The following is a 12486-nucleotide window of genomic DNA, read 5'->3' as shown; positions in this document are numbered from 1 at the left end:
AATCTCCTTTCCCGAAGGTCTTCCGGGCTGAAATTCAGTGGTTATTATTTGCTAAAAAAGGCGTTACCCAGGATGGTATAACGCCTTAAAGATAAGTATTTATTTACTAAAAATTTATTGATAAACCTCTTTAACAAATTCTTCGTATGTTACTTCTTTAGGCTCCAGGTTTACTTTTTCCTTGTAAAGGTCAAGCAACTTCTGATTCATCAATTGTTCTGAAAGACGTTTCACTTCTTCCTGATTTGAAAGTACACGCTTTGCGATATCTTCAAGTTCCTTATCTTCAGGATTCATCTGGCCAAATTGCGCCATTTGCTCCTTGATCCTATCTTTAGCAAAAGAAATAAGATCTTCATACTGCACCTGAAGGTCGTTATCCTTGATCAATTTTCCTTCGATCAACTGAAAACGTAATCCTTTTTCACTTTTTTCGTACTCTTCCTTTGCTTCTTCTTCGGTCATTGGATTTTCACCTGCGGTACGGATCCACTTCTGAAGAAATTCCTTCGGAAGATCGAACTGCGTATTATCAATAAGCATTTCGGTAACATCGTTTAGTAACTGCTGATCTCCCTGCTGAGCGAATTGCTTTCCGGCGTCTTCTTTGATCTTTTCTTTAAGTTCGGTTACTGAAGTAACTTCCCCTTTTCCGAAGAGTTTATCAAACAATTCCTGGTCAAGGTCTGCCAATTCCTGCTTGTTGATTTCAGAAATAGTGAATTCTACCTCAACATCAAGACCGTGAACCTTATCGTGATCTACTTTAAGAACTTCCATAAGATCATGCTCATCTTCAAAAAGGTCTTTAGTATTAAGGGTTACAACGTCCCCTACTTTTTTCCCGATGAATTTTTTACGATCCTCTTCGTTCTTCATTTTATCAAGGGACAACGTAGTAGTGCTTTCAATTTCTTCAGCTTCATTCTTAAAAGTACCGGCTACCTGGTCTTCTTCACCTTCTACTGCATCCTTAGAAACCAGTTTCCCGTATTGCTTCTGAATTGTTTTTATCTGATTTTCTATCATTTCATCACCGGCAACGATCTGGTAATGCGTGATAGGCTTTTCTGTATTAAGATCTACTTCAAATTCCGGAGAAAGACCCAATTCGAACTCGAATGAGTAATTTTCACTGTCCCAGTCGAAATTCTCCTGCTCTTTAGGCAGCGGATTTCCAAGAACATCCAGTTTTTCTTCAGTAAGATATTTATTGAGGCCTTCCTGAAGCAATTTGTTCACCTCATCAACCAAAACCGCTTTTCCATACTGCTTCTTTACCATACCCATAGGCACGTGCCCTTTTCGGAAACCTGGGATGTTAGCATTTTTACGGTAGTCTTTCAGGACTTTTTCAACTTTACCGTTGTAGTCTTCCTTTGCGATGTCGACTTTTACAACAGCATTTAGTTCGTCTATGTTCTCTCTCGTTATATTCATTATAAACTCTTATAAAAATTGGTGTGCAAAAGTACAACTTTTTTGAGAGCATTACAAAGTTTCAAAATACTGAATTTCAGGAGGCTCTTAATCTCTTTCAATAAGTGAAAATACCACCGACTGGAAAACGGAAAGAAGTATGCTAAACAGCAATGCAACCCAAAAGCCTGAAACTTCAAAACCTCCCACAAAAGCATCGGCCAGTAAAATAATGATGGCATTGATCACAAACAGAAACAATCCCAGGGTTAGTATGGTGACAGGAAGGGTAAATAACACCAGGATAGGCTTAATGATAAGGTTTAGTAACGCAAGTACAAGTGCTACTATAACCGCTGTAAGATACCCGGCCACGGTCACTCCCGGAAGGAATTTGGATAACAATACGACCAGAATACCGGTCAATAATATGCGAAATAGGAAAATCATAATGTTAGTTTTTTCTTCCGAAGGTAAGAAAAAATTGTGATGATGTGTTTAAGTGAAGCCGGGACGAAGTGATGTTATATATAGTAATCCTGTGACGGAGTGTTGTTGTGATGAAGTTGGGACGGTTAACAAATTGAAATATCCGGAAATTGAGTATTCTGTAAAACACGTTCTTATTTTCCTTTGAACACTCAATTTTGTCTTCAAATTTTACTTCTGCAAGGGGAATGCGTTATAACGTCTGAAAAATTTGAACAAAAAAACGCCAGGAAATCCCGGCGTTTTAATGAAATATTATTTATTCTTTATCTACTGTACATCGTTACTTGGAGTAACAGTTCCATAATTACCAATATTTACTCTTGGTACAGTTGAATTATAAGTTTCATTTACAGATTCAATAATTCGGTTGGCTACCAAAGCATATCCTCTTGGTGTTAAATGAATCCCATCAAGAGAAAAAGCACCACCTGTAACATAAGCTGCAGTAACCGTTCCACCATCATAAGAAATACCTCCACCGGCAACTTCATTTAACATTCCTGCAGCATCTACAAATGCAAGTTCATTTGAATTTGCTATATTCTGAATTGCAGCGTTATAAGCAGCAGTCGCAGTTGCTATGTTTTCAAGTTCTGAAGGAACCAGAACATGTTGATCTTCCAAAGGATAAGAAACACCATTAACAGAAAGCTGTCCTGCAGTAGCCTGCGGCACTCCCATTTCCATTAATGCTCCCATTCTCTCCGTATTCAACTGGCCGATCACTCCGGAACTGGTTAGGGGAATCAGATCTTCTTCAGTCGCCTGTCTTGCCTGTCCATACTGCATTCCATAAATAGTAGCAGTACCCTGGTCCATTCCGGCACCAATTAGCACCTGAGTCAATTCTGCAGAAAGATCGGTAAGACCTTCATCTCTAATCACTACAGCACTGGCTGCAGATTCAGAAAACTGGATAGAACGCTCCGGTACTCCCAGAAAAGCAAATGCTGCATTCAATTGTCCAAAAGTCTGGTTTAATGTTGGAATCTGTGGCCCGAAATCAGGATTTGTTGGATCAAGAGGTGCATGAGGCACTGTAGTAAAGAACGGTACATTGGTAACATCCGGAATATTTAAAAGTACGCCGTCTGCCCCATTGGCAGTAAGAGCAGTTACAATGTTCGAATATATAAAGGCAAAAGCCTGTGGATCTGTAATATCGTTAGATCCATAAGATGCCGGATCCTGATTTCCGGTTTGATCTTCACCGACACCACCTGAAACGGCATAACCCAATACATCGTTATTACCAATCCATAGGCTGAAAAAAGTAGGATTATGAGCAACAGCATCTTCAATAATCTGAGCTCCCGGAGAGGAGGCGAATCGTGCAAAATAAGGATTAGCCATTCCTGCCGTAACTCCTGCTGCATTACCATATCCCGGTGCTACCAGATGATATACTTTTGCACCAGGCACACCCATGTTATTGAAGGGACCTTCCAGCACATTTGTTACCTCTGTAGTTGCGGTACCATTATAAACACCCGGAGAAGCAGCTCCTTCTTCATTAAAAGCCAAGACTCTCCTGTTTCCAAATCCCGGAAGAGGTGATCCTTCATACAAAAGACCTCCTGCGTTATCGTCCATATAAGGAATCCTGAATTCTTCTGTTTGCTGTACTTTAGCAAATTGCTGTGCCAAAATGTTAGGATAGGATTGTTCCTGTCCTGTTATGTACAATGCGTTATCTGCATAACCCGCAGTAAGCGAATTTCCAAGAGCCACATAGTTAGTGAAATCGGCTTCGCCGTTTTCGTATGCTCCCTGCTCATCCACAGGATTTTCAAATTCAGGCTCACAGGCAACCATTCCCAGGGCAAGAATTCCAATATATTTTATATAATTTTTCATGTCTTTTTAAGCTTAAGAATTATAGTTTATAAGTTACACCCAATCCGGCAATAAAAGCACTAGATTTATAGGTACCACCAAAAGGAGTCCCCTCATACGCCGGGAATAGATCCTTATCTGGATTGTAAGTAGCATCCACCTCGTTGAACCTTATGTAAGCGAAAGAAGCATCTAACGCCAGGTTTGATGTAACATTAAGGGAAAGACCCGCAGTAAAGCCCTGTGAATCATTTCGCGGAGTTTCCGGGGCGAAATAATTATTCAACACAGGAGACTCATCATAGTAATATCCTGCACGAAGCACAAATCTCTCTGTTGCTTTGTACTCTGCTCCAAATCTCCAGATGTTGGCATCTTCATAATTCCTTGGATTTTCTGAAAGCACCCCATTTGCAAACTGAATATCCAGTGCCTCATATACTCCCCAGTAATTTCTGTTGAAATCAAAAGCGAAAAGCCACTGCTCATTCAGTTGATAGGAAGCACCAATAGTAAGCTCTGCAGGTAGAGGCAGTTGTGCATCAAAAGCAGTATCACTGAAAGGCGCCATTGGAGTGTTTGGAATATTCTCAAAATCAGCATCCCCTCCTTCAGCATTCATTATGATTTCTGAACGGTAATTCACCCCAATACGAAGATCTTCCCAGGGTGTGTACATAGCTCCCGCAGACCATCCCCACTCATTCACACCGGAAGCATCAATGGTAACGTTAGCTCTGTTTCCATCAATATCGGTCAATGTACGGTCAAGATTCCTGTTGAAGTTAACAGAACCTGTTACAAAAATAGGACCTCCACCTATACTCAGTTTTTCTGAAATTTTTATAGAAGCTAACGGTTGCACATAGATAGCCTGTAATTTAATACTATTCACGAGGTGTGAACCGGCCCAGTCTTCCGGCCACTCCACAGTACTCCCATATGGAGTATAAACACTAAGCCCGGCAGAAAGCCAATCATTCACCTTGTAGGAAGCATAAAAATAAAATGGAGTTCCTGCAGGATTCTCTGTTCTGGCTGTCTCCCCATACTCTTCATTTTGCCACGCCACATCTGAAAAGACGCCACTTACACCGGCCGAAACTGTTAACCTGTCTTCCAGGTAAACAAGACCTGCGGGATTAAAAAACCCTAATTCTGCACTGTTCACTACCGCCACCCCGGTGTGACCCATCGCCAAAGCCCGTTGCCCCTGCACACTTACCCGATACCCTCCGGCATAGGTAATGGTACCTGCTAAAACAAACACCATCAGAAATAAAAATTTTCTCATAATTTAAAGTAAAATTGTCGGTTATCTAATTGAATCAATGCCTCAAAATTAGCATAAAATAGATATTACGCAAGAAAAAAGGTGATTTTATTATGCATACATAATAAATGGATACTAATATTATAAGAATCTCATTATCGCATCATAAAAGGCCTTCTTATTTTCAGCATGAACCCAGTGCCCTGCCCCGGGAATTCCAACAATTTCTGAAGATGAAAAATGGGAAGCAATTAATGCTTCATCTTCCTTTTTGATGTAACCTGATTTTTCTCCTTTAATAAACAAAGTAGGTTTATTAAAGGTTTTATCTGAAGGCAAAGCCTCTCCAATTGCTTCAATCTCTTTTATTAGCACTTCCAGATTAAGCCTTAACCCCAGTTTTTCTTTGCTTTTCCAGTAAAGGTTTTTCAAAAGGAATAAACGTACCCCTTTCTCCTTAATATACTCTGCCAGAAGATCTTCAGCGTCTCCTCTCGAAGTAAGGCTGGCGTCATCAATAGCCTTAAGCCCTTCTAATATCTGCTGGTGGTGTGGCGCATAATATTTGGGAGAAATATCCACTACTATCAATTTATCGACCACGTGAGGGAAAAGCGAAGCAGTCATCATCGCTGTTTTCCCGCCCATGGAATGCCCCAGCAAAATACAGTTTTCAAGAGAGTGTGTATCAATATATTCCTTCACATCCTTTGCCAGCAACAGGTAATTAAACTCTTCACTGTGCAGACTCCTGCCATGGTTTCTCTGATCGATTAAATGCACCTGGTATCCCGCATCGGCAAATTCTTTACCCAGCGTTTTCCAGTTATCACTCATTCCTAGAAAACCGTGCAGGATCAAAAACGGCTTTCCTTCTCCTATAACATTGGCATGTAATTTCATGGGGTCTTTAGTAGTTTAAGATATTGTTCAATCACAGGTTTTAATCCGTCGTAAAGAGCTTCAGCAATAAGGGCATGGCCAATGGACACCTCCAGCAGTCCGGGTACGTTTTGCTTAAAGAACTGAATATTTTTCAGAGAAAGATCATGTCCCGCATTTACACCAAGCCCCAGTTTACTAGCTAATTCAGCACATTCTACATATGGTTTAACGGCATTTTTATTTCCGATGGCATATTGCGTTGCATAATCTTCGGTGTACAACTCAATTCTGTCTGCCCCTGTTTCGACTGCTCCCTCCACCATCTTTAAATCAGGGTCCACAAATATGGAGGTCCTGATATTATTACGTTTAAATTCGGAAATCACTTCCTTCAGAAAATCTCTATTCTTCAAAGTATCCCAACCGGAATTTGAGGTAATAGCTTCTTCGGCATCGGGTACCAAGGTTACCTGGGCAGGCTTTGCCTCCAGGACCAGGTCGATAAATTTTTTTATTGGATTACCCTCAATATTAAACTCGGTTGTCACCACAGGCTTAAGGTCTCTAACATCCTGATACCGAATATGCCGCTCATCAGGCCTGGGGTGAACGGTAATACCTTCACCACCAAATTTTTCGACATCTTTTGCCACCTGCACCACGTTTGGCACGTCACCTCCCCTGGAATTTCTAAGAGTGGCAATTTTATTTATGTTTACGCTTAATTTCGTCATTTTTCAGGCTTATTTCAAACAAAAATACAAAGTTGAAGATGCACAAAACTACTTTATTTTGATTAATTTGCAGAAAATTGAAATTGCTATGAGCATTCAGCCGTATGTTATAAATGATATAAAAATCTGCAATGTAGGGGAGAAAATCCAGGACATCCAGGAGCTTTTTAATCAACTCACCTATTCCCATGTTCCTGTAGAAAGAGACGGAATTTACCTTGGGAGTATTTCAGAAAATGACGTGAGATGTTTTGACCCCGAGAAAACCATTGAAGAGTATCAATATTCTCTTGAAGGTTTTTATGTGCGGGAGGATGACAACTGGCTGGAAGTACTTAAGATTTTTGCACAAAATCAAACAAATCTTCTGCCTGTGCTCGATGAAGACAACAGATACACAGGATACGTGGAGCTCCACGATATCATGAATATATTTACGGAATCCCCATTTCTGAATGGCCCCGGAGGAATTCTTATTGTTGAAAAAGGGTATAAGGATTATTCCTTTAGCGAAATAAGTCAGATAGCAGAATCAAATGGAGCTCATGTATATGGCGCATTCATTTCAAAAATGGAAAACGACGTGGCACAAGTCACTTTAAAAATCGGGCAGGCCAGCCTGAATACCGTGCTGCAGGCTTTCAGAAGGTATGGCTACAATGTCATTTCGCATCACCAGGAAGACACTTTCAATTCCAACCTGCAGGATCGCTCAAAGTACCTGGATAAATACCTGAATGTCTGATTTATGAAAATAGGGATTTACGGTCAGTTTTATCATCCTAACTCCAGCAGGTATGTTGAAGAATTGCTTGATGCGCTATGTCATGAGGAGATAGAAGTGGTCATTGAACATGATTTTCTCAAGCTTATTCATCAAAATGAATCCATTCATAAAAACTACGGAGAATATCAAACTTTTACAGAGATCGATGCTTCCTATGACCTGTTTATTAGTGTAGGAGGCGACGGAACCATCCTGAAGTCTGTCAATTATATAAAAAACCTGAACATCCCAATTGCCGGGATCAACACCGGAAGGCTCGGCTTCCTTGCGACCATAAATAAGGAAGAAATACGCAGTACCGTGACCAGGCTCCTTAATAAGGAGTATACCATTTCCGAAAGATCTGCTTTATGTATTTACACGAATCCGGAAGACGGAACTATCTGCACCAACAACTTCGCACTCAATGAAATTGCGGTAAGCAGAAAAAACACCACTTCCATGATCACCATTGAGACCTGGCTGGACGATGAGTACCTTACCGCTTATTGGGCAGACGGATTAATAGTCTCCACCCCCACAGGATCTACAGGATATTCCCTTAGCTGCGGAGGGCCGGTAATAACACCCGCCACAAAAGCCATTGCCATTACTCCTATTGCCCCACATAATCTCAATGCCCGTCCCCTTATCTTAAAGGACAATACTAAGATCACTTTAAAAGTATCGGGAAGGGAAAATGAGTTTCTGGTATCCATGGATTCCAGGATCGCAACACTAAAACAAGAAACAACCATCACCATCAAAAAAGCTCCTTTTAAAATAAAGATGGTGGAAATCAAAGGGGATTCTTTCCTGCAAACCCTACGCAAAAAATTATTATGGGGAGAAGATAAGCGCAATTAGACAATAAATTACCTCAAAAATTGTTAATGGGTAGTACAATTCTGCTTTCACTATTGCGGAGCAAACATAATTGCTATATTTGCAAACTTTTGAAAACCTATGAGGTATAATTTTGTCATGTTCTTAATGCTAATATGTGGCACCCAGGCATTCTCACAAAGATTTGAAGTTGGGCCATTCATTGGAGGCGCAAATTATATTGGGGACGTAGGTAACACAACATATATAAGGCCGCAAAATCCCGTATTCGGGGGTTTGGTGAAGTGGAACCAGAGCACAAGATACGCGTACAGGTTTTCTCTGTTATTTGCTGAAATTGAAGCCGATGACGCAAGATCTAATGACACCAGGAGACAGCAAAGAGGCTATTCTTTTACTAATAATATAACGGAAGCTTCTTTAGGAGTGGAATTCACTTTCTGGGACTGGGACTTACATTCCCGCACTTATCAATCCACACCTTACCTCTATTCCGGACTAAATTATTACTTTGCGAATCATTTCAGGCTTAATAACGGAGCACTGGAAAAAGCAGGTAATAACTGGGAATTTTCCATTCCTATGGTTTTTGGATATAAACAAACCCTTACGAATAACCTTGCCGGAGGTATAGAGCTGGGAGCGAGATATACATTTACCGATAATCTTGACGGGAGTAAACCTTCAGAGATTGATGGGAATTTTCGAAGTGATGACTTCGGAAATCCGAATACTACAGACTGGTACGTCTTTACAGGGATTTACATAACGATTAACTTCGGAAGAAAGCCCTGTTACACCCATTTTTAATATGAGTTTTAAAGAAAAAATAAATCTTGAAGTATTGCCTAAACACATCGCCATCATCATGGACGGTAATGGGCGCTGGGCAAAAAACCAGGGGTTTCTTCGGGCAGTTGGGCATGAAAAAGGAACAAAAGCCGTAAGAGATGTGGTGGAAGGCTGTGCAGAAATAGGAGTAGAAAACCTTACTTTATACGCTTTTTCTACCGAGAACTGGAACAGGCCAAAAATGGAAGTAGACACTCTTATGAAGTTGCTGGTCTCCTCTCTTAAAAAAGAGATCAAAACCCTTCAGGATAACGATATTAAACTGAATGCCATAGGGTTAATATCCAGCCTGCCAAAAAAAGCTCAAAAAGAACTTTCGGAAGTTATAGAAAAAACCCGCAGCAATAGCAGGATGACCCTTACTCTAGCATTAAGCTATGGATCACGGGAAGAATTAATCCATGCTGTAAAAAGCATCGCAGAAAAAGTAAAGAACGAGGATATTTCTTTAAATGCTATTGATGAATCGGTTATTAATAAGCATCTTTACACCCAAAATTTACCCGACGTGGATCTTTTAATAAGAACCAGCGGAGAAAAACGTATCAGCAATTTCCTGTTATGGCAAATTGCTTATGCCGAATTATTTTTCACAAAAATACTATGGCCCGACTACCGGAGAGAAAATCTCTTTGAGGCCATTTATAATTATCAAAACAGAGAACGACGATTTGGAAAAACAAGTGAGCAACTTAGTTAGTGCATTTACTGCCAAAGGAATTTTAGCGCTAGTGGCATTCTGCCTTTTTTACACTACTTCATCACAAGCCCAGGACCTGCCACTTGCCAATGGCAAAGAATATACCATAGGAGAAATAACCGTTAGTGGTACTACCTCCTATAATGACCAAACGGTGATCGCGTATGCAGGACTTAGACCGGGGGAAAAAATATATATTCCCGGGGACAGGATTAGTAAGGTGTTGAAAAAGCTATGGGATTCCAACCTTTTTAGTGACATCAACATCTATGTTACCAGTATTGAAGGAGACACAGCCAACCTTGAACTTGAAATTCAGGAAGTTCCGGCGTTAAGTGAAGTAAGACTTCAGGGAGTAAAAAAGAAGCAAAGAGAAGAGATTATTGAAGAAAGTAAACTTACCCCGGGAGTAAAAGTCACAGAAAACCTTATCACGACCACTCGAAATTACATCCGGAACAAGTACCAGGAAAAAGGTTTTTTTAATTCAAAAGTGGTGATAAATACCATTCCTGTTGAAGATACTACTGCTACCAGTAACCTTGTAAAAATGGTAGTGAATATAGACAAAGGAGAAAAGGTGAAGATCGATGAGATCGTATTTGATGGAAATGAAAAGTTTTCGGATGCGAAGCTGAGAAGATCCATGAAGAAAACCAAGGAGAAAAATTTCCTGAGATTCTGGAAAAGATCAAAATTCATTGAAGAAAATTATGAAGAAGATAAAAACAGAATCATCGATAACTATAAGGAAAAAGGGTACCGTGACGCCAGGATAATATCAGATACGCTTATTCGTGTAAATCAGGATGAGATTGCATTGCAGTTAAATCTTGAAGAAGGTAACCGTTATTATTTTGGTGACATTAATTTCCTCGGAAATAGCATTTATACAAACGACCAGTTAAGACGAACGCTGGGGATTAACAAAGGAGATGTCTACAACGGGGTGCTTTTACAAAAGCAGATTGCAGATGAGACCAAACCCGATGCCAATGACCTTACCAACCTTTACCAGAACAACGGATATTTATTTTCTAACATAAATCCGGTGGAAGTAAGGGTTTATAACGATACTATTGATTTTGAAATTAGGATCCACGAGGGTAAAGTGGCCTACTTCAACAATATAAGCGTGGTTGGAAACGACAAAACCAAAGACCACGTAGTGTACCGTGAGATGCGTACCAAGCCTGGAAACAAATACAGCAAGCAGGATGTTATTAGAACCATAAGGGAGTTAGGGCAGCTTGGTTTCTTTGATGCCGAGAACCTTCAACCAGATTTTAAAAATGTTGATGGAAACGCCGGAACCCTGGATCTTGAATATAATGTAGTGGAAAGCGGTGCCAGCCAAATCGAATTGCAAGGTGGTTATGGTGGTGGAGGTTTTGTAGGAACCCTGGGGCTTTCCTTCAACAACTTCTCTTTAAGAGGCATTTTTGATAAAGAAGCTTACAAACCTCTTCCAATGGGAGATGGACAAACACTTTCATTAAGAGCACAGGCAAGTACTTTTTACCAAACCTATAGTTTATCTTTTTCTGAACCATGGTGGGGAGGAAGGAAACCGGTAAGGCTTTCTACTTCGTTCCAGCATACAGAACAATTTTTCTATGACTGGCGTTCAAGACGTGCAGACAGGGACAGAAAATTCTCTATAACCGGAGTTACTCTGGGACTGGCCAAACAGTTAACAGTACCCGATGATTTCTTTGTACTGTCCCACTCTGTTGGATTCCAGCATTATAATTTGAGCAACTACAACACTGGATTATTTACTTTCGGAGATGGATACTCCAATAACCTATCGTACACCATTGGATTAACAAGGAATAACACATCGGTAAACCCGATATTCCCTACAGGAGGTTCCAAGTTTGAGATTCTGGCTAAATTCACACCTCCTTATTCTTTATTCAATGATGTGGATTATGGAAATTTAGCCGATCAGCGAGAATTTCAATTGGAAAATGAAGATGGCGTGCTTGTAAGTCCGCAATACGACCAGCAAGGAAATATGTACCCGGGCCGACCATTGCGCCAGGGAGAAGATCCTTTCCCTGACCAGTCAAAAATTGACCAGGAAAAATTTAAATGGCTGGAATTCTACAAGATCAAATTCAGCGGATCATGGTATACTAATCTCTATGAAAAACTTGTGCTAAGAACGCATGCTGAATACGGTTTCCTTGGAGCTTATAATAATGACCGCGGAATCCCTCCTTTTGAAAGGTTCTTCCTTGGAGGAGACGGGATGGGAACCTACAGCCTTGACGGAAGGGAAGCCATTGCCCTAAGAGGATACCCAAATCAGTCTGTAGTACCCGAAAGCAGAACTGCTGTAGGAAGCAGAAGTGATAACGACGGGGCTACCATTTATAACAAATATTCCCTGGAGCTAAGATATCCTATCACATTAAAACCATCTGCATCTATTTATGCATTGTCTTTCCTGGAAGCAGGTGCATCTTATGACAATTTCAGAAACTTTAATCCTTTCCAGCTTAAGAGAACTGCAGGTGCAGGGCTTAGAATCTTTATGCCGGCCTTCGGACTTCTAGGGATCGACTTTGGTTATGGATTTGATGCATTACCTGGAACAACAGAGCCTAACGGATGGGAAACTCACTTTATCATTGGGCAGCAATTCTAAAACTGGCACGGTATTTTCAATATCCAA

The 12486-nt window shown here is 40.5% G+C and carries 11 protein-coding genes; 5 read left to right on the top strand and 6 right to left on the bottom strand.

The annotated features are described in order from the left end of the window. Positions 1-114 precede the first annotated feature (114 nt). The 6 genes from tig to IE056_RS01160 form a co-directional block, all read right to left on the bottom strand. Positions 115-1440, bottom strand: a complete 1326-nt coding sequence (gene tig / locus IE056_RS01185; RefSeq protein WP_189602793.1) for a trigger factor — start codon at positions 1438-1440, stop codon at positions 115-117. 87 nt (positions 1441-1527) lie between these two features. Beyond that, entirely contained in the window at positions 1528-1869 is a 342-nt protein-coding gene (locus tag IE056_RS01180; RefSeq protein WP_189602792.1) for a phage holin family protein, read from the bottom strand. A 309-nt stretch (positions 1870-2178) separates the two neighbouring features. Further along, a complete protein-coding gene (locus tag IE056_RS01175) occupies positions 2179-3768 on the bottom strand; it encodes a G-D-S-L family lipolytic protein (protein ID WP_189602791.1) in 1590 nt (529 codons plus the stop codon). Positions 3769-3787: 19 nt separating this feature from the next. Next, positions 3788-5041, bottom strand: coding sequence for an OmpP1/FadL family transporter (locus tag IE056_RS01170; RefSeq protein ID WP_189602790.1), 1254 nt, complete (start codon positions 5039-5041; stop codon positions 3788-3790). A 120-nt stretch (positions 5042-5161) separates the two neighbouring features. Beyond that, the gene (locus IE056_RS01165; protein ID WP_189602789.1) at positions 5162-5923 is read right to left on the bottom strand and encodes an alpha/beta fold hydrolase; all 762 of its coding nucleotides are present in this window, start codon (positions 5921-5923) and stop codon (positions 5162-5164) included. Then, positions 5920-6639, bottom strand: a complete 720-nt coding sequence (locus tag IE056_RS01160) for a pyridoxine 5'-phosphate synthase (protein WP_189602788.1) — start codon at positions 6637-6639, stop codon at positions 5920-5922. Before IE056_RS01160 ends, IE056_RS01165 begins: the two co-directional genes overlap by 4 nt. A gap of 58 nt (positions 6640-6697) precedes the next feature. Here IE056_RS01160 and IE056_RS01155 point away from each other — a divergent pair, with 58 nt between their 5' ends. From IE056_RS01155 to IE056_RS01135, 5 genes are all read left to right on the top strand, one after another. Continuing rightward, the gene (locus IE056_RS01155; RefSeq protein WP_308427580.1) at positions 6698-7384 is read left to right on the top strand and encodes a CBS domain-containing protein; all 687 of its coding nucleotides are present in this window, start codon (positions 6698-6700) and stop codon (positions 7382-7384) included. Between the two features lie 3 nt (positions 7385-7387). Then, the gene (locus tag IE056_RS01150; RefSeq protein WP_189602787.1) at positions 7388-8272 is read left to right on the top strand and encodes an NAD kinase; all 885 of its coding nucleotides are present in this window, start codon (positions 7388-7390) and stop codon (positions 8270-8272) included. A 99-nt stretch (positions 8273-8371) separates the two neighbouring features. After that, positions 8372-9061, top strand: coding sequence for a type IX secretion system protein PorG (gene porG, locus IE056_RS01145; protein WP_189602786.1), 690 nt, complete (start codon positions 8372-8374; stop codon positions 9059-9061). A gap of 1 nt (position 9062) precedes the next feature. Continuing rightward, positions 9063-9803 (top strand): undecaprenyl pyrophosphate synthase, encoded by a 741-nt coding sequence (uppS, locus tag IE056_RS01140; protein ID WP_189602785.1) that lies wholly within the window; start codon positions 9063-9065, stop codon positions 9801-9803. Then, on the top strand, positions 9787-12459 hold the full coding sequence (locus IE056_RS01135) for a BamA/OMP85 family outer membrane protein (RefSeq protein ID WP_229793606.1): 2673 nt from the start codon (positions 9787-9789) through the stop codon (positions 12457-12459). The genes uppS and IE056_RS01135 overlap by 17 nt, the downstream gene beginning before the upstream one ends. The last annotated feature ends 27 nt before the right edge of the window (positions 12460-12486 follow it).

This window comes from Salinimicrobium marinum (genome assembly GCF_014651535.1).
In the GTDB taxonomy this organism is placed as follows: domain Bacteria; phylum Bacteroidota; class Bacteroidia; order Flavobacteriales; family Flavobacteriaceae; genus Salinimicrobium; species Salinimicrobium marinum.
The sequence above is the reverse complement of the archived record's forward strand: the minus strand, read 5'-3'. Positions and strand labels throughout refer to the sequence as shown.